Origin of the sequence: Chromobacterium haemolyticum (genome assembly GCF_009936155.1) — a bacterium.
GTDB classification, from domain to species: Bacteria; Pseudomonadota; Gammaproteobacteria; order Burkholderiales; family Chromobacteriaceae; genus Chromobacterium; species Chromobacterium haemolyticum.
Genome location: NZ_AP019312.1, coordinates 1027682 through 1051462, shown reverse-complemented (window position 1 = coordinate 1051462; position 23781 = coordinate 1027682). Strand labels below are relative to the sequence as shown.

At 60.8% G+C, this 23781-nt stretch carries 24 protein-coding genes and 3 tRNA genes; 12 read left to right on the top strand and 15 right to left on the bottom strand.

Annotation, left to right across the window (positions count from 1 at the left end):
- Window positions 1-24: 24 nt before the first annotated feature.
- The 5 genes from GYH29_RS04775 (at window position 25) to GYH29_RS04755 (ending at window position 3146) form a co-directional block, all read left to right on the top strand.
- Window positions 25-357 carry a hypothetical protein gene (locus GYH29_RS04775; RefSeq protein ID WP_161523234.1) on the top strand — a complete coding sequence of 111 codons (333 nt, stop codon included), beginning with the start codon at window positions 25-27 and terminating at the stop codon, window positions 355-357.
- Window positions 358-713: 356 nt separating this feature from the next.
- A complete protein-coding gene (locus GYH29_RS04770; RefSeq protein ID WP_081575380.1) occupies window positions 714-2021 on the top strand; it encodes an MFS transporter in 1308 nt (435 codons plus the stop codon).
- Between the two features lie 136 nt (window positions 2022-2157).
- The gene (locus GYH29_RS04765; RefSeq protein WP_019103538.1) at window positions 2158-2475 is read left to right on the top strand and encodes a DUF883 family protein; all 318 of its coding nucleotides are present in this window, start codon (window positions 2158-2160) and stop codon (window positions 2473-2475) included.
- A 3-nt stretch (window positions 2476-2478) separates the two neighbouring features.
- Entirely contained in the window at window positions 2479-2868 is a 390-nt protein-coding gene (locus GYH29_RS04760; protein ID WP_043591881.1) for a phage holin family protein, read from the top strand.
- The gene (locus GYH29_RS04755; RefSeq protein WP_081575379.1) at window positions 2865-3146 is read left to right on the top strand and encodes a hypothetical protein; all 282 of its coding nucleotides are present in this window, start codon (window positions 2865-2867) and stop codon (window positions 3144-3146) included. The genes GYH29_RS04760 and GYH29_RS04755 overlap by 4 nt, the downstream gene beginning before the upstream one ends.
- Here the strand turns inward: GYH29_RS04755 and GYH29_RS04750 are convergent, their stop codons facing one another.
- A complete protein-coding gene (locus GYH29_RS04750) occupies window positions 3147-4124 on the bottom strand; it encodes a hypothetical protein (protein WP_161523233.1) in 978 nt (325 codons plus the stop codon).
- 71 nt (window positions 4125-4195) lie between these two features.
- Between GYH29_RS04750 and tadA the strand changes: the two genes are divergently transcribed.
- The 3 genes from tadA to GYH29_RS04735 are packed head-to-tail and all read left to right on the top strand — an operon-like array spanning window position 4196 to window position 6037.
- Window positions 4196-4963, top strand: a complete 768-nt coding sequence (gene tadA, locus GYH29_RS04745) for a tRNA adenosine(34) deaminase TadA (RefSeq protein WP_081575377.1) — start codon at window positions 4196-4198, stop codon at window positions 4961-4963.
- A 4-nt stretch (window positions 4964-4967) separates the two neighbouring features.
- Window positions 4968-5624, top strand: coding sequence for a L,D-transpeptidase (locus GYH29_RS04740; RefSeq protein ID WP_081575376.1), 657 nt, complete (start codon window positions 4968-4970; stop codon window positions 5622-5624).
- Entirely contained in the window at window positions 5624-6037 is a 414-nt protein-coding gene (locus GYH29_RS04735; RefSeq protein WP_019104308.1) for a DUF2721 domain-containing protein, read from the top strand. Before GYH29_RS04740 ends, GYH29_RS04735 begins: the two co-directional genes overlap by 1 nt.
- A gap of 138 nt (window positions 6038-6175) precedes the next feature.
- Here GYH29_RS04735 and GYH29_RS04730 read toward each other — a convergent pair whose 3' ends face one another.
- The 4 genes from GYH29_RS04730 to GYH29_RS04715 form a co-directional block, all read right to left on the bottom strand.
- Window positions 6176-6928, bottom strand: coding sequence for a class I SAM-dependent methyltransferase (locus GYH29_RS04730; RefSeq protein ID WP_019104307.1), 753 nt, complete (start codon window positions 6926-6928; stop codon window positions 6176-6178).
- 337 nt (window positions 6929-7265) lie between these two features.
- Window positions 7266-7341 (bottom strand) — tRNA-Thr (locus GYH29_RS04725).
- A 153-nt stretch (window positions 7342-7494) separates the two neighbouring features.
- Window positions 7495-7571 (bottom strand) — tRNA-Pro (locus GYH29_RS04720).
- A gap of 81 nt (window positions 7572-7652) precedes the next feature.
- Window positions 7653-7729: transfer RNA gene (locus GYH29_RS04715), tRNA-Pro, on the bottom strand.
- A 94-nt stretch (window positions 7730-7823) separates the two neighbouring features.
- Between GYH29_RS04715 and GYH29_RS04710 the strand changes: the two genes are divergently transcribed.
- Complete coding sequence (locus GYH29_RS04710; RefSeq protein WP_081575375.1) at window positions 7824-8816, top strand: recombination-associated protein RdgC; 993 nt, start codon at window positions 7824-7826, stop codon at window positions 8814-8816.
- 116 nt (window positions 8817-8932) lie between these two features.
- Here GYH29_RS04710 and GYH29_RS04705 read toward each other — a convergent pair whose 3' ends face one another.
- Window positions 8933-9280 (bottom strand): hypothetical protein, encoded by a 348-nt coding sequence (locus tag GYH29_RS04705; protein WP_141113204.1) that lies wholly within the window; start codon window positions 9278-9280, stop codon window positions 8933-8935.
- Window positions 9281-9432: 152 nt separating this feature from the next.
- Between GYH29_RS04705 and GYH29_RS04700 the strand changes: the two genes are divergently transcribed.
- Window positions 9433-10212 carry a DODA-type extradiol aromatic ring-opening family dioxygenase gene (locus tag GYH29_RS04700; protein WP_081575374.1) on the top strand — a complete coding sequence of 260 codons (780 nt, stop codon included), beginning with the start codon at window positions 9433-9435 and terminating at the stop codon, window positions 10210-10212.
- Here the strand turns inward: GYH29_RS04700 and GYH29_RS04695 are convergent.
- The 6 genes from GYH29_RS04695 to grpE all read right to left on the bottom strand — a co-directional run bounded on the left by GYH29_RS04695 (window position 10209) and on the right by grpE (window position 17265).
- Window positions 10209-10397, bottom strand: a complete 189-nt coding sequence (locus GYH29_RS04695; protein ID WP_019101557.1) for a hypothetical protein — start codon at window positions 10395-10397, stop codon at window positions 10209-10211. The genes GYH29_RS04700 and GYH29_RS04695 overlap by 4 nt on opposite strands.
- A gap of 61 nt (window positions 10398-10458) precedes the next feature.
- Window positions 10459-11463: a porphobilinogen synthase gene (gene hemB / locus GYH29_RS04690; protein WP_043591896.1), complete on the bottom strand. Its 1005-nt coding sequence runs from the start codon at window positions 11461-11463 to the stop codon at window positions 10459-10461.
- Window positions 11464-11615: 152 nt separating this feature from the next.
- Entirely contained in the window at window positions 11616-13127 is a 1512-nt protein-coding gene (locus tag GYH29_RS04685; protein WP_081575372.1) for an alanine/glycine:cation symporter family protein, read from the bottom strand.
- A 273-nt stretch (window positions 13128-13400) separates the two neighbouring features.
- Window positions 13401-14525 carry a molecular chaperone DnaJ gene (gene dnaJ, locus GYH29_RS04680; protein ID WP_081554279.1) on the bottom strand — a complete coding sequence of 375 codons (1125 nt, stop codon included), beginning with the start codon at window positions 14523-14525 and terminating at the stop codon, window positions 13401-13403.
- Window positions 14526-14668: 143 nt separating this feature from the next.
- Entirely contained in the window at window positions 14669-16600 is a 1932-nt protein-coding gene (dnaK, locus tag GYH29_RS04675) for a molecular chaperone DnaK (protein ID WP_019101051.1), read from the bottom strand.
- Window positions 16601-16716: 116 nt separating this feature from the next.
- A complete protein-coding gene (grpE, locus tag GYH29_RS04670) occupies window positions 16717-17265 on the bottom strand; it encodes a nucleotide exchange factor GrpE (RefSeq protein ID WP_043591903.1) in 549 nt (182 codons plus the stop codon).
- A 463-nt stretch (window positions 17266-17728) separates the two neighbouring features.
- Between grpE and aceA the strand changes: the two genes are divergently transcribed.
- Both aceA and GYH29_RS04660 read left to right on the top strand, forming a co-directional pair.
- Entirely contained in the window at window positions 17729-19027 is a 1299-nt protein-coding gene (gene aceA / locus GYH29_RS04665) for an isocitrate lyase (protein ID WP_019101049.1), read from the top strand.
- A gap of 254 nt (window positions 19028-19281) precedes the next feature.
- The gene (locus GYH29_RS04660; protein WP_019101048.1) at window positions 19282-19836 is read left to right on the top strand and encodes a flavodoxin family protein; all 555 of its coding nucleotides are present in this window, start codon (window positions 19282-19284) and stop codon (window positions 19834-19836) included.
- Window positions 19837-19915: 79 nt separating this feature from the next.
- Here GYH29_RS04660 and mpl read toward each other — a convergent pair whose 3' ends face one another.
- The 3 genes from mpl to gloA all read right to left on the bottom strand — a co-directional run bounded on the left by mpl (window position 19916) and on the right by gloA (window position 23737).
- The gene (gene mpl, locus GYH29_RS04655) at window positions 19916-21295 is read right to left on the bottom strand and encodes a UDP-N-acetylmuramate:L-alanyl-gamma-D-glutamyl-meso-diaminopimelate ligase (protein ID WP_081551101.1); all 1380 of its coding nucleotides are present in this window, start codon (window positions 21293-21295) and stop codon (window positions 19916-19918) included.
- 130 nt (window positions 21296-21425) lie between these two features.
- Complete coding sequence (locus GYH29_RS04650; RefSeq protein ID WP_043591905.1) at window positions 21426-22835, bottom strand: sodium:proton antiporter; 1410 nt, start codon at window positions 22833-22835, stop codon at window positions 21426-21428.
- Window positions 22836-23356: 521 nt separating this feature from the next.
- Window positions 23357-23737, bottom strand: a complete 381-nt coding sequence (gloA, locus tag GYH29_RS04645; protein WP_043591907.1) for a lactoylglutathione lyase — start codon at window positions 23735-23737, stop codon at window positions 23357-23359.
- Between the last annotated feature and the right edge of the window lie 44 nt (window positions 23738-23781).

Genomic DNA, 23781 nt, shown 5'->3' with positions numbered 1-23781 from the left:
ATCTGGCCACAACCGGATTCCAGCATGCCACCCGAAGAAATCCTTGAACGCGCCGCGGCCGCGTTCGACCACCTGGGCCGGAGCAAAAGCCTCACACTCGGCCAGGGCGCGCGGATCGTCGCATCGTTTCGCGGCGTTGAGCCGCTGGCCGGCGACCTGTTTCCGGCGGATGACCGGCAGCTGGAGCTGGCAACGTGGATGCTGATGCTGATCGGTGAGACGGATAGATTGCTGGAGAGGTATCGCGGACTTGGATTGCCCGGTCAGCTGAAAATGGCGGAGGTGCCATTGCTGCAGGCTGCGATAAAAGAGAGGTATCATGAGGTGATAGGTGGCAAGCCGGCGAAGCCATATTGATAGGTACATTTCCTTGGCGACGGTATATTTGACGGTATAGCCATTTTCATACCCACCCATAACCATTGACCAGCAAAGAATACAGCCCATCAATTAACAATTGAGTGGGAATAAGCGCCTTTCTATCAACCCCGGCCCAGCGCCGGGGTTTTTTCTTGTCCATGCCCGGTGTAATTTATGCCGTTAAAATGCAATTGACTATCGCCACATTTCCCAACACGCGCTAAACTGGCGGCATGTTTGCCATATCGCCATATTCGCATTGCCTTAAGCAGATCCGAGCCCCCCGACTAGCCACCGTCGGCGCGCATTGAATCCGATCCCAGCCGCTCCTCCGCCGTCGCCCCCGAACCCTCATGAACGCCATCTCCACGCCTGCCGCCGCACTTTCACGCACCGACTACCGCACCCTGGGACTGGCCGCATTGGGCGGCGCGCTCGAAATCTACGACTTCATCGTCTTTGCCTTCTTCGCCGCCACGCTCAGCCACCTGTTCTTCCCGCCGCAAATGCCGGAATGGCTGCGCTTGCTGCAAACCTTCGGCATTTTCGCCACCGGCTATCTGGCTCGCCCGCTGGGCGGCATGCTGATGGCCCACTTTGCGGACCGCTTGGGCCGCAAACGGATGTTCAGCCTAAGCATGCTGATGATGGCCGGCCCCTGTCTGCTGATCGGCCTGCTGCCCACCTACGCCCAGATCGGTTATCTCGCGCCGCTGCTGCTCTTATGCCTGCGGCTGCTGCAAGGCGCGGCGGTGGGCGGCGAAGTGCCCAGCGCCTGGACTTTTGTCGCCGAGCACGCTCCGGCCCGCCACCGCGGCTACGCGTTGGGCCTGCTGCAGGCCGGCCTGACCATGGGCTACCTGCTGGGCGCGCTCACCGCCACCCTGCTGGCCGAAATCTTCAGCCCGCAGCAAATGCAGGATTACGCTTGGCGCATTCCGTTCTTGCTCGGCGGCCCGCTGGGCCTGTTCGGCGTCTGGCTGCGCCGCTGGCTGAATGAAACACCGGTATTCCTGTCCCTGCGCTCTCAGCGACAGGAACGCGCCTACCCGCTGTTGGAAGTGCTACGCTCTCACCGGAGCACGCTGCTGCCGGCCGCGCTGCTGACCTGCGTACTGACCTCGGCTGTAATAATCCCGGTCGTGGTAACACCCACCTTGCTGCAGCAACACTTCGCCTGGTCGGCCAAGGATGCCTTCGCGCTAGGCAGCCTCGGCATCGTGTTTCTGAACATCGGCTGCGTGATCGCCGGCCGCGTTACAGACCGTGTCGGCCCTTTGCACAGCCTGATCCTCTACAGTCTGTTGCTACCCGTGGGCATTGGCCTGCTCTACGCCAGCCTGATCGGCGGCTGGCGCTGGCCCGGCGTCGCCTACGCCATCGCCGGCTTATGCTGCGGCATCGTCGGCGTGGTGCCTTCGGCGATGATCAGTCTGTTCCCCGCGGATATCCGCGTGTCCGGCATCGCCGTCACCTACAACATCGCCTATTCGCTATGGGCCAGCGCCGCGCCGCTGCTGCTGATCGCCGCAGCACCCTGGAGCCCCTGGGTCTCCGCCTGGTTCGGCCTAGCTATGGGCGGCGTCGGCCTGTTCGCGGCCAGCCGCTTCCGCGCGCCTAGCGTTCCACATTGGGAAAACGCAGCCTATAGCCGGATTTGACGCAGTCGAAATCGGTCAAATCCAGTGTTTGACGTCACTGGCCCAGCCTGATAGGTTGATGGTAGCCAGCTTGATTGCTGCACCGCGAGAGCCGTGCCATCGCGGAGTTCCCATTCATTTTCACCAGGAGATCTTTATGTCCAATGCCGCTGCAATCGCCAAGGAAAAAGAACAATTACTGGATGACGTGCGCCAGGTTCTGGTCAGCACCGAAGAGCTGATCGACGCCTCGCTGGACGACGGCAGCCAGAAAAGCAAGGAAATCCGCCAGCGCGTCAGCGAAAAACTGAAAGTGGCCAAGGCCAAGTTGCTGGATGCCGAACAAGTGGTGGTCGGCAAGGCCAAGGTCGCCGCCAAGGCGACAGATCAATACGTGCATGAAAACCCTTGGAAATCGATCGGTATCGCCGCTGGCGTCGCCTTCCTGCTGGGCATGCTGGTTTCCCGCCGCTAAGGCATGCCGCAACGCCAATCCCTGCCCCGTCCCGGCAGCCTGCGCTCCTTCGCCGGCGGGGTGGCTTCCCTGCTGCTGACCCGAGCGGAGTTGCTGTCGCTTGAAGCCCAGGAACTGAAAGACGACATCATCGGCAGCCTGTTCACCGGCATGCTGGCGCTGATTCTCATCGCCGTAGGCCTGACGGCCGGACTGCTGCTGGTCTGGACGCTGACTCCGCCGACTCTGCGCGCCTGGGTCCTCGCCGTCTGCGCACTGTCGTTCTGCGGCGCCGGCGCCTGGCTAGGCTTCAGCTTGCGCCGACGCCTTCGCGACCAAGGACCGGCCTTTGCCACCACCTTGGAAGAAGTTCGCAAGGACTGGGCGGCTCTGGGCGGAGGAGACGCGCCGTGAACCCAAAGGACCGCGCCATCAAGAAACAGTTGCTGGTGATGAAGGGTGAAGCGCTCAGAGTCAAACTGCGCCTGGAGTTGAATACTCTGCGGCGCCATCCTCTAGGCGCAGCCGGGGAAGGTTTGAAGGCCTGGAGCCGGCAGCGCGGCCTCGGAAAAATTCTGGCCACGCTCGGCAGTCTGCTGCCGCCCGGCGGACGACTGCAATCCTGGCTTGGCACCGGCGCGCGGCTATGGGCGCTGTGGCAGCTGGGGCGCCGGCTCTGGCGCAGCCGCTGATCAAGCCTGGACGTTCACGCCCGCGCCGGCCTCCGCCTCAACGTGGACCTGAACGTCCATTTCTCCGTTCTCCGCTATTTCTCCAGTCGCCAGCATCTTCTCGATGCCGGCCATATCCTTGTCCATCTCCCTGATCATCTTCCGGAATTCCTGATCCGCTTGCAGCTGGCGCGTCTGCTGCTTGAGCCAGTTTTGCAGCTGCTTCAGCTTCATCATGATGTCCTGGATCACCGGGTCTCCCGCCACCGGATTGCCGCCGGAAAGCGGATTACCGCCCCCCGTCCGCGGCGCGGCGCCATCGTCGCGAGCCACAACCCCCGCGTTCTTGTCGCCGTTGGCGGCAGCCGCGTCGCCGCGCGCGCCGGCGGCCGAGGACGCTTCCCCCGCCTGGTCCTTAGCCTGCCGCGTCTCATCCTCCACCGCGGCGGCTTGAGCCTGAACCTGGGCCGCGGCGCCGGACGCGTCTCCGCCGGCGTCCGCCGGCTCGGGCACGGCCGCATCCGAGGCGGCCGCGCTTGCCGCCTCCACGTCGCCGCCTACGCTCACCGACATCATGGAATCGGCTGCATTTTGCGTCATGCTGGCCACTAACTGTTTCAACTCCTTGACCGCGCGGGCCAGTTCCCCCGCCAGCGCTTTCAGACTGGCCTTGTCTCGGCCCGCCATCTGCGCCATCTTCAGCAGCATGTCCACCTTCTTCTTCAACATCTCCTTTTGCATGCCATCCACTTCGGGCGAACGCTTGGGCAATGGCCGCAAAGTCACTTTCAGTTGCTGCATGAATTTGCCCAAGCTTTGCTGCAAAGAAGATTGCAGCTGCTGACGCGCCTGTTGCGCCGGACTGGCCGGCAAGGAAGCTGTTGGGGAGGCCGCCTGGGCCGCCGCGGATTCGGCGAAATAAGCTGCCGCGGCGCGGCCGGCCGATGACTTGGGTTGGGACGGCGTATAGGAGGCGGAATAGGGCTTTATCACGGGCATATAAGAAAAAACCTATGGTTATGACATTCTATCGGCCGTGAAAGGGATTTCTTTACGCTAAAATCGACATCATGCAAGACAAACCCCTCCCGTCCGCCAAGACCATCGCGATCAGCTCGCCGCTGACCTCGCCCCCACTGCCGCCCGCGGCCATCGCCTGGCTCGCCGAAATCGGCATTATCGACGCCGACACCCTGCGGCAACGGGGCCCCGTCTTGGCTTTCTTGCAATTGAAAAGCCGCGGGCGCACCGCCACCCGCAAACTGCTGTTCGCGCTGGAAGCCGCCTGCCGCGGCATTCATTGGAGCCAGCTTGAGAACGAGGCTAAAGACGCCTTGCTGCGACAGCTCGCCGCACACCCGCCCGTGGCAGCTCCGCCGCCCGACTCTGAAATCGCCCGCCATCTGACCCAAGCCCTGGAACTGGCCGCCCAAGCAGGCCTGGAAGGCGAAATCCCGGTGGGCGCAGTCGTTGTCCGGCAAGGCGAAGTGATTGGACGCGGCTACAATCAACCTATAGGCCGGCACGACCCCAGCGCCCACGCCGAAATCATGGCCATGCGCGACGCGGCCGGCCTGTTGGGCAATTACCGCCTGGACGGCTGCGATCTATACGTGACGCTGGAACCTTGCCTGATGTGCAGCGGCGCCATCATGCACGCCCGCATCGCTCGCGTGATTTACGGCGCGCCCGACGCCAAGACCGGCGCAGCCGGCAGCGTGCTGGACGTTTTCGCGGACAGCCGTCTCAATCATCACGCCGCGGTGTTCGGCAAACAACAGGCGGATGCCTGCGCGCAACCGTTGACGGCGTTTTTCCAAACCCGTCGGAAAGGCTGATGCCATGCTGCGACTGATGCTGGCCCTATTCTTGAGCGCGTCCGCTTTCGCCGCGGACACGGAAGACGACGCCTCGCTGACAATGGATCCGCTGGCGGCGGCTGCGTTCGCCGCTAGCCAGCAAACCGCCGCGCCCTTGCTGGACACCCATCCCAATCCTCGCCATTACGGCGCGCCCTGGGTTCTGGTTGGCGTGCGCAGCCAGACCCTGCGTCGTTACGACGGCTGGGGGCTGCTGCAGCGCGAATATCAAGTATCCACCGCGCGCAACGGCGTGGGAGAAGTCAGCGGCAGCTACCAGACACCGCGCGGCTGGCACCGAGTCTGCGAGCGCATCGGCGCCGGCGTAGAGGCCAACACCATTATTTTCCGCCGTAAAGTGACGCCCTGGAAGTACACGTCGGAACTACACGCCCAGTACCCGAACAAGGACTGGATCCTCACCCGTATCCTGTGGCTGTGCGGTGAAGAACCAGGAAAGAACCAAGGCGGCGAGGTAGACAGCTATAATCGAGCCATTTACATTCACGGCGCCGGGGATCATGTGCCCTGGGGCACCCCCAGTTCCCTCGGCTGCGTCCGCATGAAAAACCCGGACGTAATCGAACTGTTCGACGCCACCGACAACGGCATTGATGTCCTGATTGATGAGAACGCCTGATGCATTCCGCGCTGACCCTGACCACGCCCGCCCTGCTGTTTCCCGCCATCTCCTTGCTGCTGCTGGCCTATACCAACCGCTTTCTCGGCCTGGCCGGCATCATTCGCAACCTGTACGAGGAGTACCGCGACAGCCAGGATCCAAAAATCCTGCGCCAGATCGGCAATTTGCGCACTCGCATCACCTTGATCAAATGGATGCAGTGCCTGGGCATCGCCAGCCTGTTCTTGTGCACAGTGGCGATGTTTCAGGTTTATACCGGCTGGCAGGCCTGGGGGGAGCTGACTTTCGGCATCAGCTTGCTGTGCATGATCTGCTCGCTGGCCGTGTCCTTGATAGAGCTTCTGCGCTCGTCGGACGCGCTCAACATCCTGCTGTCCGATCTACAGGCGGAATACGACAAGCGACGCTAAGAACCTGTTTACGATCTGCTGCGCCTCGGCGATACGACATTGAAAACGCCTTAGAAATGCTTATGTGCCGTGTGTACACTCCGCTTTCTCAGCCGTTTTCGCCTTGTCTCCCGCTTGCTCGCATAACCGTGAACGGCTTTACACTGGGCGTCGCGCCACCAGCAAGCTTAACGGCATGCTCACTTGACGCGCTTGCCCGCCATCGCCCCAGGCACGGGCGATGCGACCGGAAGCATCGTCCAGCACATGCTCGCCTAAAGTCTGCTTGCACAGCTTGCTGGCGGAAAGCGTGTTTAGAAAGCCCAGATATTGTTCCAGCGTCCAATCGCAGCTAATCGCCAACTCCGGCGCTTCAAGCGTAGGCAGCGGGCAACCCGCTGTACTGTAGCCATCCCACAAAATCTGGCAGCGACTAGACCAAAACGGCTCGATGATGGAAATCAAAATCGACGCGGCGCGGTCCACCTCGGGGGAAACCCGGCATAGATGATAGCCCCACGCGGCGAATACTCCGCCCGGCTTGAGCACTCTTCCCACCTCCGGCCAAAACGACGGAAAGTGAAACCAATGCAGCGCCTGCGATACCGTGATCAGATCGAAAGCGGCGTCGTCGAAAGGCGTGACCTCGGCGGGACACTCCCGGTAATACACCTGATTATGCGCCTCGGCCTGACCCAGTTGCGCGGAGCTGATGTCGGTGGCGTCTACCCGCGCGAAGCTCTCCCCCAACCTCACAGCGGTCTGGCCGTTGCCGGTTGCGCAATCCCAGGCCCGTTCGCGCTCGAGACACTGCGGCAACAACCACTGATACAAGGCCTCCGGATAAGCCGGACGAAACCGAGCATATAAATCCGAATACAGGCTGAAAGTAGCAACGGAATTGGATAGCATGTTCGCTCTCTACAATTGCTGTAGCTTTCCATTAGATGACAGCCTAGACCGTCATGTCCATTCGTCATAACAGACGTTCACAATATATTTCAGCCCAGGCGTATTCTCAAGTCGTCCGCGGCACGAGTAGAGCTGCAAATTCAGCACGCCCACCGATAAAATGCTTATATCATAACTTACATACAATCACCAGCCGTCGCAACGGCATCCGTATCAGGAATTTCAAAGCGCACCAACGGAAATGAAACAGGCGGGAATGAAGAAACCAACAGCGATGGTCGCCGGAAATGCAAAAAGCCCGCGGTAGCGGGCTCATTGCAGTTTCAGAAGAGGATTGTGGTGCCGGTAAGAGGAGTCGAACCCCCGACCTTCGCATTACGAATGCGCTGCTCTACCAACTGAGCTATACCGGCACGTCACTCCGCACTGAAGCAGAGCGCGTAATAATAAACAGTTTCCATCGATTTGAAAAGGGGCGGCGCGCGTTTCCAAATATCCGAATTAATTTATCCGCGCTTTAATGCAAAAACCCTGAATTCAAATAATTGAATTCAGGGTTTTGAATCTGGTCGGAGTGAGAGGATTCGAACCTCCGGCCTCTACGTCCCGAACGTAGCGCTCTACCAGGCTAAGCTACACTCCGATTTACTGCGTTCGACGCCAAGCGCCGAGGAGCAGAAATTTACTACATCTGATGTTTTCTGACAAGCTTTTTCTATTCATATGGTCGGAGTGAGAGGATTCGAACCTCCGGCCTCTACGTCCCGAACGTAGCGCTCTACCAGGCTAAGCTACACTCCGACGACCATCTGCAAGCTTATCTGAAAACCACCCCGCTACCATGCTGGCTGCGGTACAATCTGTGGCATCAGAGGACGCGCATTATGGAACAAATATGTGGTTTAGGCAACTATCTTTTTACCGTTTGAATCAAGACGACTCCCCTAATACCGAGCAGCTTTCCGCCGCGCTGGAAAAGCGTCCATTCCAGCACTGCATGGGACTGGACTGGTTCAGCGAAGGCTGGGTTTCCGCCGCTGGTCACCTGGACGCTCCCGTCTTCGCCGTGCGCGGCTGCCAGATGGTGTCGCTGCGCCGCGAAGACAAGGTGCTGCCCTCGTCGGTGATCCGCGACTTCGTCGACCTGAAGGTCGCCGAGATCGAAGACAAGGAACTGCGCAAGGTCGGCCGCAAGGAAAAGCTGGCGCTGAAAGAGCAGATCACCGACGACCTGCTGCCGCGCGCCTTTGTGCGCAGCAGCCGGATGAGCGCTTATCTGGACACCCGACGCGGCTGGCTGATGGTGGACTCGGCCGCAGCCAGCAAGGCGGAGGCGCTGGTCTCCAAGCTGCGCGAAGCGCTGCCGCCCTTCCCCGCCGCGTTGCCTCGCACCAAGATTGCGCCGCATACCGCGATGACGGACTGGCTGGCGGCTGGCGAAGCGCCTGCCGGCTTTGAGCTGGATTCCGATTGCGAACTGAAAGACAGCAGCGAAAACGGCGCGGTGGTGCGTTGCGCGCGCATCGACCTGACCGCGGACGAGATTCGCCAGCACATCGCCACCGGCAAGCAAGTGACCCGGGTGGGCCTGATCTGGCAAGAAAAGATCCGCTTCCAGCTGACCGACATGCTGCAGTTGAAGCGGCTGCAGTTCCTGGACTTGCTGCAGGACGAAGCCAGCCAGGCCGGCGACGATAGAGAAAGCCTGTTCGAAGCCACCTTCACCTTGATGAGCGAAGAACTGGGCGAGCTGGTTGACGCACTGGTTGCCGCCCTGGGCGGCCTGGAAGATGCGGCCAGCCCGGCCGCAGCCGCCCCGCAGGCGGTCAACGCGCCAGCCGCCGCCGAAGCCGGCTCCGACGTCGGCACCGAAGTCCCCTGGGATTAAGTCCGTCCCGGCCCCGGCCGCCCAAGGCCGCCGGGGCCATAGCTCTACGCGAGTTCAAGCCGCTCAGCATAGCCATGCGCTAACATCTAGAAACAAACAATCAATTTAACAAATAATTAGCCATCGCCGATACTGGAGGCACTTCCCACAAGGACGACCGCGATGAAAGCTGCAAACTGGCAAGACCTCTGGCTTGAGCTGTGCTCCAGCTTCGCCTGGCTGCAATGAAAGCACAGCCACACGCCGACAGGCCCAAGATCAAAAAGCGGGAAGGTTTTTTTGACATTTAAATAGTAATGATTATCATTCAATAAAAGGAGCGCATGATGACCATGTACCGACAACAACTGAGAAAGCTGAAGCAGCAGACGCAGGCCGAGCCACCCGGCCAGCTCCCGCTGCGGCGACTGCTGGGATTTATCATCTTCATCGCCGGTTGCGCCATTCTGCTTGGCGGCTTGCATTAGTCCGCCGCCTACCGCCATTTCCCGGCCGGCAATGCCGTCAGCGCACTCTATTATTTCCAAATAGTAAACAATAAAGCCAATAAATAGCGGTTTATCAGGTAATTTCTGTGTATTAAGCTGAAGCCATCCATAGAATGAAAGCTTCAGCCATGACTACTCGCCTACCCGCGCTGTTCATCTCGCACGGCGCTCCCACCCTGGTGCTGGAAGACAGCCCAAGCCGCCACTTCATCGCCCAACTGGGAACGACGCTGCCGCGCCCTCGCGCCATCGTCATCGTTTCCGCCCACTGGGAAACCCGCGGGCTAGTGGTCAACCACAACCCAAGTCCGGAAACCATTCACGACTTCTACGGTTTCCCCGAGGACTTGTACCGCCTGAGCTACCCGGCGCGCACCGATGCGCCGCTCTGCGCGCGCCTGCATGAATTGTTCGCCGCCGCCGGACTACCGGCGCAAAGCACCGAGCAACGCGGCCTGGATCACGGCGCCTGGACCCCGCTGATGTTGATGTATCCGCAGGCGGACATTCCCATCGTCAATCTGTCGCTGCCGCATCAGGCGCCGGCCGCTGAATTGATGCGCATAGGCGAAGCGCTGCGTCCGCTGCGCGACGAAGGCGTCTTGATCGTCGCCTCCGGCAGCTACACCCACAATCTGCGCACGCTGGCGCCGGAGGGTTCGGTACCGGCGCCATGGGCGCTGGCCTTCCGCGACTGGATGGACCAGCAGTTGCTGAGCGGCGCTCAGGATGCACTGGCCGACTGGCTGCAACAAGCGCCCTATCCGCGCCATAACCACCCCAGCGACGAGCACATCGCCCCTCTATGGATTGCGCTGGGCGCCGGGGGCCGCGGCGCCAAGGCTTCCAAACTGCACGACGACTGGCGCATGGGCAATCTGTCCATGGCCAGCTGGCGCTTCGACTAGCCGCCCGCCGCCGGCGGCGCGGCATCGTCGTCCTTGTCTTCCTCGTCCCAGCCCAGCGGCTTGACGCCGGGCGGCAGCTCCGGCGGCGGCTCCCGCCTGGCCAGCCTGATCAGAATGCCCAGCGCCGTCACAGCAGGCGCGGCGGCGATGATCACCCAGAACAGGGTGGAATGCATCAAATCCATATCCGCTCCCATGCAAAACGCCCCGGCTGGAGCCGGGGCGCGATGTCTTGCCCGCCTGCGCTTAGCGTTGACGCAGCAAGCGCGCAGCATCCAGCGCGAAATAGGTCAGGATCCCGTCCGCGCCGGCCCGCTTGAACGCGATCAGGCTTTCCAGCATGCATTTTTCCTCGTTCAGCCAGCCGTTCTGGAACGCGGCCTTCAACATCGCGTATTCGCCAGACACTTGATAGGCAAAGGTCGGCACCCGGAAGGTGTCCTTGACCCGGCGGATGACGTCCAGATAGGGCATACCCGGCTTGATCATCACCGCGTCCGCGCCTTCCTCCAGGTCCTGCGCCACTTCCTGGATTGCTTCGTCCAGATTGGCCGGATCCATTTGGTAGTTGTTCTTGTCGGCCTTGCCCAGATTACCGGACGAGCCCAGCGCATCGCGGAATGGACCGTAGAAGCCGGACGCGTACTTGGCCGAATACGCCAGGATCTTGGTGTGGATGAAGCCTTCCTCCTCGAAAGCCTCGCGGATCGCGCCGATGCGGCCATCCATCATGTCGGACGGGCCGAACATGTCCACGCCGGCTTCGGCGTGACAGAGACCTTGCTTGATCAGGATCTCGGTGGTTTCGTCATTGAGCACATAGCCGCTGTCGTCCATCACGCCGTCCTGACCGTGGATGGTGTAGGGATCCAACGCGCCATCGGTCATCACACCCAGTTCGGGAAAACGTTTCTTCAGCTCGCGCACCACGGTAGGCACCAGGCCTTCCGGGTTGTAAGCCTCTTGCGCGCTATTGTCCTTGCCGGACTCGATCACCGGAAACAGCGACAGCATCGGGATACCCAATTCCAGCGCCTGTTCGGCGGTGTGCAGCAGCTTGTCCAGCGTCTGGCGCGGCGCGCCCGGCATCGACGGCACTTCCACCACCCGGTTCTGCCCCTCCATCACAAATACCGGATAGATCAGATCGTTGGCGGTCAGCACGTTTTCACGCATCAGGCGACGGGAGAATTCATCTTTGCGCATGCGACGCATGCGAGTGGCGGGAAAATAACGATTGGCAAAAATCATGACAATTCCATTAGAAGGATCAGCCCGGCCATTGTACGCCTGTTGCCGCCGCCCCGCAGTGGATGCCGGCCGGCAAAACAGAGTGTTCTGAATTTTGCACGCTCGGCCTGCGGACAGCGCCGGACACCGGCGCTGTCCGCGTCCAACTTGGCTCAGCTCTTACGCGGAGCAAGCTTGCCCTCATCCTCCTCATGAGCAGCCTGCGCCGCCAATTCCGCGGCCAGATTGTCCTCCGCGCGTCGCCCTTCCCAATAAGCGGCGTTGACGATGCCCAGTTTCTCCGGATGGAACACCGGGTCCAGCCCCTGCGCCTTCTGCGCTTCGTAATCGCGCAGACAGGCCAGCGCTGGTTTTTGCATGAGGATGATGGCGATGATGTTGAGCCAGGCCATCAGGCCCACGCCGATATCGCCCAGCCCCCAGGCCAGATCCGCGGTTTTGACCGTGCCGTACACCGTGGCCGCCATCAGCGCGATCTTTAACACGAAGCTCAGCCAAGGCAGCTGTATCTTGCGGTTGATGTAGGCGATATTGGTTTCAGCGATGTAGTAGTAGGCGACGATGGTGGTAAAGGCGAAGAAGAACAGCGCCAGCGCGACGAAGATGGAACCAAAGCCCGGCATGATGCTTTCCATCGCGATCTGCACATAGCCAGGCCCCGCCGCCACGCCGGCAATGCCGGTGAACATGGCCTGGCCTTCCGGGCCCTGCACATTGTATTGGCCGGTGATCAGCAACATGAAAGCAGTGGCGGAACAGACGAACAGGGTGTCGATATAGACCGAGAAAGCCTGCACCAGGCCCTGTTTGGCCGGATGCGACACCGCAGCGGCGCTGGAGGCATGCGGGCCGGTGCCCTGACCGGCTTCGTTGGAATACACGCCGCGCTTCACCCCCCATTGGATGGCGAGGCCTAGAATGGCGCCGAAGCCGGCCTCAAAACCAAAGGCGCTTTTCAGCACCAACGCTATCACGCCGGGCAGTTGCTCTATGTTCAGCGCGATGATCACGCAGGCGACGATGATATAACCCAGAGCCATGAACGGCACCACCGCGCCGGCGAACAGCGCGATGCGCTTGACCCCGCCGAAGATAATGAAACCCAGGATGATGGCCAGGACCGCGGCGGTGACGGTGGGCGCGATGCCGAAGGCGGTATCCAGCGAGGCGGCGATGGAATTTGCCTGCACCCCCGGCAAGAGCACGCCGGTGGCGACAATGGTGGTGATGGCGAACAGCCAGGCATACCACTTCATGCCCAGACCTTTCTCGATGTAGAAAGCCGGCCCGCCTCGGTACTGGCCGTCTATTTTCTCCTTGTAGACTTGGCCCAACGTCGATTCGACAAAGGCCGAGCTGGCGCCGAGAAAGGCCACCATCCACATCCAGAAGATGGCGCCCGGGCCGCCGAAAGTAATTGCGGTGGCCACGCCGGCGATATTGCCGGTGCCCACGCGGCCGGCCAAGGTCATCGCCAGCGCCTGAAACGAGGACACGCCGCTGGAGGTGCTCTCCGTATTGAACATCAGCCGCAGCATTTCCTTGAAGTGGCGCAACTGCAGGAAGCGCGTACGCACAGACAGGTAAAGCCCCACGCCCAGACACAGGTAAATCAGTGCCGGGCTCCAGATAACGCCGTTGACGGCGTTGACGAATGCATCCATGAAACTCTCCTTTGAGCGAAGCCGGGTGTGCTTCGCCTGACGGCGGACACCCGGATATTTTTATGTTCTCGCCCCGGAGCGGGGTTCCGGAGCCCCTCCAAGATAAGGCCGTAGACCGGAACCCTCCAGATAATTCATTTTAAAAAAACGCTCATTACAACAAGTTACCCAAAAACATTTGACCAATAGACAAAATGATGAAACAAAAAAAACGGCAAGCTCGCTCGCTTGCCGTTTTGCGCCTACGCCCGCGGGGGCCGCTCGGATATCCCTTTAGCCGAAGAAATCCTTCAGCTTGTCCATGAAAGACTTGGAACGCGGGTTATGAGTCGCCACATCGCCCTGGCTGATGGCGTCGAATTCACGCAGCAGCTCTTTCTGGCGATCGGTCAGCTTGACCGGGGTTTCCACCACCACATGGCAGTGCAGGTCGCCGTAATCGGCGCCGCGTACCGCCTTCACGCCTTTGCCGCGCAAGCGGTAGACTCGGCCGCTCTGGGTTTCCGCCGCGATTTTGACCTTGGCCATGCCGTCCAGCGTGGGGATTTCCACTTCGCCGCCCAGCGCCGCGGTGGAGAAGGAGATCGGCATCTCGCAATGCAGATCCATGCCGTCACGCTGGAACACCGGGTGCGGCTTGATGTGGGTGACCACGTAGAGATCGCCGGACGGGCCGCCGTTCTGGCCCGGTTCCCCTTCGCCGGATAAGCGGATGCGATCGCCCTCGTCCACGCCGGGCGGAATCTTCACGTTCAGCGTCTTGTTGGTCTTTTTCTGGCCCGCGCCGTGGCAGCTGGTGCAGGGATCGGAAATCTGCTTGCCGGTGCCGTGGCAGGTTGGGCAGGTTTGCTGGATGGAGAAAAAGCCCTGGCTCATCCGCACCTGGCCGTGGCCACCGCAAGTGGTGCAGGTCTTCGGCTGGGTGCCGGGCTTGGCGCCGCTGCCGTGGCAGACTTCGCACTCTTCATGCGAAGGGATGCGGATCTGCTTCTCGCAACCGCGCGCGGCTTCTTCCAGCGAGATTTCCATGTTGTAGCGCAGGTCCGCGCCGCGATAGACGTTGGAGCGCCCGCCGCCGCCGCCGGAGCGTCCGCCGCCGAAGATGTCGCTGAAGATATCTGCGAAATCGCCGAAGCCTCCGAAGCCCGCGCCGCCGCCAGCGCCAGCCTGCGGGTCCACCCCGGCGTGGCCGAATTGGTCGTACGCGCCTCGCTTCTGGCTGTCAGACAAAACCTCGTAGGCTTCCTTGACCTCTTTGAACTTCTCTTCCGCTTCCTTGCTGTCCGGGTTGCGATCCGGGTGATACTTCATCGCCAGCTTGCGGTAAGCCTTTTTGATGTCGTCGTCGGAGGCGTCGCGATTGACGCCCAACACATCGTAGTAATCTTTCTTGGACATGTTCCTGTCTCTCTCAAAATTCAGCCTGCACGGGAAGCAAGCCCCCTGCGCGGCCGGCCACCATACGCCAATGACCGGTCCGAGCCGCGGAACACTCCGGCGGGCCCGGCCCGGTCATCAGGCGTCAAGACATCGGCTGGCGATTAAGCCTTGTCTTTCTTCACTTCTTCAAACTCGGCGTCGACGACGTTGCCGTCTTCCTGCTTGCCCGCCTGCGCGTCCGCGCCGCCCTGCTGGGCGCCGGCTTCAGCCTGCTGAGCCTGGGCATACATGATTTCGCCCAGCTTCTGGCTGGCCTTGGCCAGTTCTTCGGTCTTGGCTTCGATCGCGGCCTTGTCTTCGCTCTTGGCCACTTCCTCGGCCGCCTTCACCGCGTCTTCGATCTTGGCCTTCTCGGCAGCGTCGATCTTGTCGCCGTGCTCGGCCAGAGATTTCTTCACGCTGTGGATCAGGCCTTCCGCCTGATTGCGCGCGGTGACCAGCTCGTGCAGCTTCTTGTCTTCCTCGGCGTTGGCCTCGGCGTCCTTCACCATTTGCTGGATCTCGGCTTCGGACAAGCCGGAAGAAGCCTGGATGGTGATGTTGGCCTGCTTGCCGGAAGCCTTGTCCTTGGCCGACACATGCAGGATACCGTTGGCGTCGATATTGAACTCCACTTCGATCTGCGGAATGCCGCGCGGCGCCGGTGGAATATCGCCCAGGTTAAACTGACCCAGGCTCTTGTTGGCGGAAGCCTTCTCGCGCTCGCCTTGCAGCACATGGATGGTGACCGCGGTCTGGTTGTCGTCGGCGGTGGAGAACACCTGCGACGCCTTGGTCGGGATGGTGGTGTTCTTCTGGATCAGCTTGGTCATCACGCCGCCCAGGGTTTCAATGCCCAACGACAGCGGGGTCACGTCCAAGAGCAGCACGTCCTTGCGGTCGCCGGACAGTACCGAACCCTGGATCGCCGCGCCGACAGCCACGGCTTCGTCCGGGTTCACGTCCTTGCGCGGCTCCTTGCCAAAGAACTCTTTAACCTTTTCCTGCACCTTGGGCATGCGGGTCTGACCGCCGACCAGGATCACGTCGGAGATGTCGTTGACCGACAGGCCGGCATCCTTGAGCGCCACGCGGCACGGCTCGATGGAGCGCTCCACCAAGTCCTCAACCAGGCTTTCGAACTTGGCGCGGGTAATCTTCATCGCCAAGTGTTTCGGGCCGGTAGCGTCCATGGTGATGTAAGGCAGGTTCACCTCGGTCTGGGTCGCGCTGGACAGCTCGATCTTGGCTTTCTCCGCGGCTTCCTTTAAACGCTGCAGCGCCATCACGTCGTTCTTCAGGTCCACGCCCTGTTCGCGCTTGAACTCGGTCACGATGTAGTCGATCACGCGCTGGTCGAAGTCTTCGCCGCCCAGGAAGGTGTCGCCGTTGGTCGACAGCACTTCAAACTGGTGCTCGCCGTCCACATCGGCGATTTCAATGATGGACACGTCGAAAGTACCGCCGCCCAGGTCATACACCGCGATCTTGCGGTCGCCTTCCTGCTTGGACAGGCCGAAAGCCAGTGCCGCGGCGGTCGGTTCGTTGATGATGCGCTTCACTTCCAGACCGGCGATGCGGCCGGCGTCCTTGGTGGCCTGGCGCTGGCTGTCGTTGAAGTAAGCCGGCACGGTGATCACCGCCTCGGTCACTTCCTCGCCCAGATAATCTTCAGCGGCCTTCTTCATCTTGCGCAGTACTTCGGCGGAGATTTGCGGCGGGGCCAGTTCTTGGTCGCGCACTTTCACCCAGGCGTCGCCGTTCTTGGCTTTCAGAATTTCAAAAGGCATCAGGTCGATGTCTTTCTGCACTTCCTTATCTTCGAAGCGGCGGCCAATCAGGCGCTTGGCGGCGTAGATGGTATTGCGCGGATTGGTCACGGCCTGGCGTTTGGCCGGCGCGCCGACCAGGATTTCGCCGTCGTCCATGTAAGCGATGATGGACGGGGTGGTGCGAGCGCCTTCGGCGTTCTCGATGACTTTCGGGTTGCCGCCTTCCACTACCGATACGCAGGAGTTGGTGGTGCCCAAGTCGATGCCAATGATTTTACCCATGTCGAAGTTCCTTTATCTTAATTCGTTTCAGCGGCCATTTGTTCGATAGCGACCGCCTGTTGTCTCAATAGGTATTGGCTATGCCCATTATTTCAAGAGGAGCACGCCGCCCTTTTTTATGCTTTCGCCTTAGCCACCACCACCATCGCCGGACGCAGCACGCGGTCCGAGATCTGGTAGCCTTTTTGCATCACTCGCACGATGGTGTTGGGCTCGGCGTCGGCCTCTTCCGCGCTCATCGCCTGATGCTGATGCGGGTCCAGCTTGTCGCCCGCCTGAGGGGCGATGTCCTTGATCTGCGCCTTGTCGAAAGCGGAGATCAACTGTTTCAGCGTCATGTCCACGCCCATCTTCAGGGTGTCGATCTGGCCGCTCTGATCCAGCAAGGCCATTTCCAGATAGTCCTTCACCGACACCAACTCGCCGGCAAACTTGGTGATCGCGTACTTGTGCGCGGCGGCGACGTCTTCCTGCGCGCGGCGGCGCTGATTTTCCAGATCGGCGCGGGCGCGCAGCAATGCGTCCTTCAGTTCGGCCACTTCCGCATCCAGAGCGGCGATCCGCTGCTCTGCGCTCAGTTCTTGCTCTACGGCCTGCTCCGCCACCGTTGCGTCGATATTGTCATTGTCCACGGCGTCTGCCGCGATGTTTTGCTTGTCCTGCATGGCAATTCCTCGGATTTGGATTCAGCGGTACGAATAGTCCCGACTCAAGGTAGGGGCTTCATCGCGGAATTCAAGTCCTGAAAACGACTGAACCGCTTCAGACCGCCGCGCCCAGGCTGCCAAACGCGGATGTGCGTTTGCGGACTTTTATTTTCTAAAAGCAAACGCTTGAGCGAGCCGCAATATTCGTTTTAGGAAAGTTGCTGTTAGCTTTTGAAAATCAACAATTTTCTTTGTGCTGCACTGCACACAAGCGTTTTTTTTTGTGCTAATAATTGAGCCACACCCGCAAGTGCACTGCCGGGCGGCCCTCTATCCACAGGGTCTGAGCGGCGGGCATGCCGAGCCGGCTCCATGAGGGCCGGCCGCAAGAAAATCCGGAAAAACCGGATGAAACAGATCGCTTAATGAGGACGCCGGCGCCTGCCGGCGCGCACAGAAACGTATCGAGAAGGGCTTTAGCATGACGACTCGCGAACAACGCATTGCAGCCATCCAGAAAGACTGGAACGAAAACCCCCGCTGGAAAGGCATCAAGCGCGGCTACAGCGCCGCTGATGTGGAACGACTGCGCGGCTCGCTGCAGATTGAGTACTCGTTGGCGCGCAACGGCGCGGACAAACTGTGGGGCCTGCTCCACAGCGAGCCTTACATCAACTGTCTGGGCGCGCTGACCGGCGGTCAGGCCATGCAGCAGGTCAAGGCCGGCGTCAAAGCCATTTATCTGTCCGGCTGGCAAGTGGCCGCCGACAACAATGAATATTCCGCGATGTACCCGGACCAGTCGCTGTATCCGGTGGACTCGGTGCCCAAGGTGGTGGAGCGCATCAACAACGCCTTCACCCGCGCTGACGAAATCCAGCATTCCAAGGGCGTGGCGCAAGGCGACGCCGGCTTCATCGACTACTTCGCCCCCATCGTGGCGGATGCCGAAGCCGGTTTCGGCGGCGTGCTGAACGCCTATGAATTGATGAAGGCGATGATACGCGCCGGCGCCGGCGGCGTGCACTTTGAAGACCAATTGGCCTCGGTGAAGAAATGCGGCCACATGGGCGGCAAGGTGTTGGTTCCGACCCAGGAAGCCGTGCAGAAACTGATCGCCGCGCGCTTGGCCGCCGATGTTTACGGCGTGCCCACTCTGGTGATCGCCCGCACAGACGCCGAAGCCGCCGATCTGTTGACCAGCGACTGCGACGAGCGCGACCGTCCCTTCCTGACCGGCGAGCGCACCGCCGAAGGCTTCTACAAGACCAAGAAAGGCTTGGAGCAGGCGATCAGCCGCGCCATCGCCTATGCCGACTACGCCGATCTGGTCTGGTGCGAAACCGGTACACCGGATTTGGAATTCGCACGCAAGTTCGCCGAAGCGGTTCACGCCAAGCATCCGGGCAAACTGCTGGCCTACAACTGCTCGCCGTCCTTCAACTGGAAGAAGAACCTGGACGACGCCACCATCGCTAAATTCCAACGCGAACTGGGTGCGATGGGCTATAAGTACCAGTTCATTACCTTGGCCGGCATTCACAACATGTGGTACAACATGTACGACCTGGCGCAAGATTATGTTGCACGCGGCATGTCCGCCTATGTTGAAAAAGTGCAGGAGCCGGAGTTTGCCGCTCGCGAACGCGGCTACACCTTCGTATCCCACCAACAGGAAGTGGGCACCGGCTACTTCGACGACGTCACCACCGTGATCCAGGGCGGCCAATCCAGCGTCACAGCGCTGACCGGCTCCACCGAGGAAGAGCAGTTCCACTAAGCCTCGGCTCAAACCAAGAAAACGCCCACCTTGCCGTGGGCGTTTTTATTGACCTGCCGCTGCGCCGAAAAGCTACTATTCAAACCCACGGCTCGCGATACCGAAAATGCGTCAAGCCGTCTAGATTGTTTAATGCGACTAAATAATTAATTTATCCGACGACGCTTTTTCAATTCGCCATCATCGCCAATACTTGCACAAGGCCCACCTCGCTGCGGGCCTTTGTTAATTCACGGCAATATGAAAGGCTCGCCATGGCGAAAGTCGTCGTTGTATATCACTCCGGTTACGGTCACACCCAGCAAGTGGCCCAGCATGTCGCCGAAGGCGCAGGTGCGCAATTGCTGGCCATTGACGCCGAGGGTAATCTGCCCGCCGGCGCCTGGGATCTGCTCAACAGCGCCGACGCCATCATTTTCGGCTCGCCCACGTATATGGGAAGCCCGAGCTGGCAGTTCAAGAAATTCGCCGACGCCAGCTCCAAAGTCTGGTTCACACGAGGCTGGCAGGACAAGGTGTTCGGCGGCTTCACCAACAGCGCCAGCCTGAACGGCGACAAGCAGGTTTCGCTGATTTATCTGCAAACCCTGGCCTCTCAGCACGGCGGTCTGTGGGTCAGCCTGGGCTTGCTGCCCAGCAACGCCAAGAACGCCAGCCGCGAGGACATCAACAATCTGGGCGGCTCGGTAGGCCTGCTGGTGCAATCGCCGTCCGACGCCAGCGTCGACGAAATCCCGCAGGGCGATCTGGACACCGCCAAGGCCTACGGCCAGCGCGTGGCCGGCATTGCCGCCAAACTGCGCGGCTAAGAACCTGTTTACGATAAACTCCGCGTCGTAAAAGACAAAGGGGGCCAACGGCCCCCTTTCTTGCGTCGATGCTTGTCGCTCAGCCGCGCATGGCCAGTTGGTCCAGCAGCTTCTGATGAATGCCGCCGAAGCCCCCGTTACTCATCACCAGCACATGGTCGCCCGGGCGCGCCGCGGCCACCACCGCTTGCAGCAGCGCGTCGAAATTATCGAAGGTTTGCGCGCGGTCGCCCAGCTCTGCCAAGGCCTCGCCGGGATTCCACCCCAGATTGGCGGCGGAACAGAACACCAGGTCGGCATCGGCCAGAGAGGCCGGCAGCGCAGCCTTCATCGTGCCCAGCTTCATGGTGTTGGAGCGCGGCTCCAGCACCGCCAGGATGCGCGCCCCGCCTGCCTTGTGGCGCAGGCCGGCCAGGGTGGTGGCGATGGCGGTGGGATGATGGGCGAAATCGTCGTACACCGTGACTCCGGCCGCCACGCCGCGCACCTCCATCCGCCGCTTTACGTTTTGAAAGCGCGACAATGCATCAATGGCCTGGCTCACCGCCACGCCGACATGACGAGCGGCGGCGATTGCCGCCAAGGCGTTGAGACGGTTGTGCTCGCCCATCAAATCCCAACGCACCCGCCCCTGAATCTGGCCGTTGAGCAGCACATCGAAATGGCCATTGTCCTCCAGCGCGCCCAACTGCCAGCCGGCGTCCGCGCCAAAGCGTTCCACCGGCGTCCAGCAGCCGCGCTCCAGCACCCGATCCAAGCTCGCCTCCCGGCCATTGCTGACGATCAGGCCCTGGCCCGGCACGGTGCGCACCAGGTGGTGGAACTGAGTTTCTATCGCCGCCAGATCGGCGAAGATGTCGGCGTGGTCAAACTCCAGGTTGTTCAGCACCGCGGTGCGCGGCCGGTAATGGACGAATTTGGAGCGCTTGTCGAAGAAGGCGGTATCGTATTCGTCAGCCTCAATCACAAAGAAGGGGCTGACGCTCGCCGCGTCCTGACGCGGCGCGCCAGGCAGGCGCGCCGACACGCCAAAGTTCTGCGGAATGCCGCCGATCAGGAAGCCCGGCGCCAGGCCGGCATCTTCCAAGATCCAAGCCAGCATCGAACTGGTGGTGGTTTTGCCGTGAGTGCCAGCCACCGCCAGCACCCATAAATCCTTGAGCACGTTTTCCGCCAGCCACTGCGGGCCGGAGATATAAGGCAGCCTGCGATTGAGGATTTCCTCCATCAGCGGCTTGCCGCGCGTCACCACATTGCCCACCACGAAGATGTCCGCGCCGATGTCGGCCTGCTCCGCGCCGAAGCCCTGGGTCAGCTCGATGCCCATGGCTTCCAGCTGGGTGCTCATCGGCGGGTATACATTGGCGTCGCAGCCGGTGACCTTGTGGCCGGCCTGTTTGGCGATAGCGGCGATCCCCCCCATGAAGGTGCCGCAAATGCCCAGGATATGGATGTGCATAGTTTGGTTCAGCGTATTGAAAACGGCAAAACGGCAAGCATACCGGAAAGCGGCGGGGCCGACATCCATGCCCTCCGGCTCGAACAAAACAAAGCCCGCGACAGCGGGCTTTGTCTGCAACAGGACGGCGTCAGAAGAAAATCAGCGTCATCAGCACAAACAAGGGCAACAGAATGGCGCAGGACCAGCCCAGATAGCCGAAGAAGCTCGGCATCTTCACATGACGATGCTCGGCGATGGCCTTGACCATGAAATTGGGCGCGTTGCCGATATACGTATTGGCGCCCATGAACACAGCGCCCATGGAGATCGCCAGCAGGGTGTCCGCCATCGGGCCCATCAGCACCTGAGCGTCGCCATGCGCCAGGTTGAAGAACACCAGATAGGTGGGCGCATTGTCCAGGAAGCTGGACAGAATGCCGGTCATCCAGAAATACATCATGTTCACCGGCTGGCCGTTGGCATCGGACACCATGCGCACCAGGCCGGCCAAGTGGCCGTCGGCGCCGGCGCGCAGAATGGCGATCACCGGGCCGATGGTGACGAAGATGCCGGCAAATAACTTGCCCACTTCCAGAATGGGATCCCAGTTGAACTCGTTGCCGGCGCGCACTTGCTTGGGAGTGATCCACAGCGAGGCGAAGGCCAGGCCGATCAGCGCCAGATCGCGAATGATGTTCTGCAGCTCGACATGCGTGCCCATGATGTCGAACTCCACGCCCGGCTTCCAAACGCCGGACATCAACACCGCGCCGACAATGCCGGCCAGCAGGAACAGATTACGCTTGCCATGCAGCTTGATCGGCTTGTCCTTGGAGCGATCCACCTCCGGCAGCGTGCCCGCCTGGGCTTCTTTCTTGAAAAGATAGCTGTCCAACACGTAGAAAATGGCAAGCAGCGCCAGCGACAACACCAATACCGGCAGCGCCATGTGCTGCACCGTCCAGCCGAAGCTCACCCCCTTGAGGAAGCCGAGAAACAGCGGCGGGTCGCCCAGCGGAGTCAGGCCGCCGCCGATATTCGCCACCAGGAAAATGAAGAACACCACCACGTGCACATTGTGCTTGCGCTTTTCATTGGCGCGCAGCAAAGGGCGGATCAACAGCATCGCCGCGCCGGTGGTGCCCATGATGGAGGCCAGCGCGGTGCCGATCGCCAAGATGGCGGTATTGAGCTTGGGCGAGCCGTGCAGCGAGCCCCACACCAGAATGCCGCCGGACACTGTGTACAGCGAAAACAGCAGCACGATGAAGGGAATATATTCGGCGAACAGGGCGTGAACGATCAGCGCCATCGAAGTGCCCAGGCCATATGCCACCGCGAAGGGCGCCAGGAATAGCACGGTCCAGACCGCGGTGATCTTGCCGAAGTGGTGGTGCCAGATACCCGGCGCGAATATGGGGAACAGCGCGATGGACAGCAAAATGCCGGCAAACGGCAGTCCCCAGGCCAGGCTCAAGGTGGCGCCGTCCAGTTCAGCGGCTTGCGCCAGCGCCGGCAGCAGGGCCAGCGCGGCGGCGCTAAAGAGTTTTTTGGTCATCTATCTTCCCGAGGGCATGACGCCCATTGATAAAAGCGCCATCGCCTGCGCCGCGTGAGGGCAGGCTATGCAAAGAGTGGATTCCGGCAGTGTTATCGACGCGAAACGGCAGCCGGATGCCGTTGCGCTGACGCTTAGCCGTCAGGCCGGCGCGGATCTCGTCTCCGTGGGAGCGGCGCCTCCGTTTCGGCCAGAACGGTTACAAAGCGTTACATCGTCCCATAACTCGGGCAGTCCGGACAAGGAAAACCGGAATCGGAACCAAGAGTTTTTGCGCAATTGCCACGCTAATTAAGCATTTGATGAAACAAGGCCGGCGGCTCATTGCCGCCGGCCTGATCTTGAAAGCTGTTCAAGGGCCCTCGAACAAGAATGCTTAGAGCCTATTCACGATCTCGCGAGCTAAAGCGAGACAAGGCGAAAACGGCTGAAAAAGCGGAGTGTACATACGGTACATGCGCATTTTGAAGCCGTACTCACCGGTAACGCTCCACGACGCGCAGCAGATCGTGAACAGGTTCTCAGCGCTGAATGAACTCGATCTTGTAGCCGTCCGGATCCTCGACGAAGGCAATCACCGTAGTGCCGTGCTTCATCGGGCCGGCTTCGCGGGTGACCTTGCCGCCCTTGGCGCGCACCATGTCACAGGCGGCGTAGGCGTCCGGCACTTCCACGGCGATATGGCCGTAACCGGTGCCCAGTTCGTAGGACTCGGTGTCCCAGTTGTGGGTCAGTTCCAGCACCGTCTGTTCCTCTTCCGCACCGTAACCCACAAAGGCCAGGGTGAAGCGGCCTTCCGGATAATCCTGGCGGCGCAACAGTTTCATATCGAGCACTTCCTGGTAAAACGCCAGCGAGCGCTCCAAGTTGCCCACTCGCAGCATGGTATGTAGTAAACGCATCATTCTTCTCCTTAGAACCTGTTCACGATCTGCTGTGCGTCGTG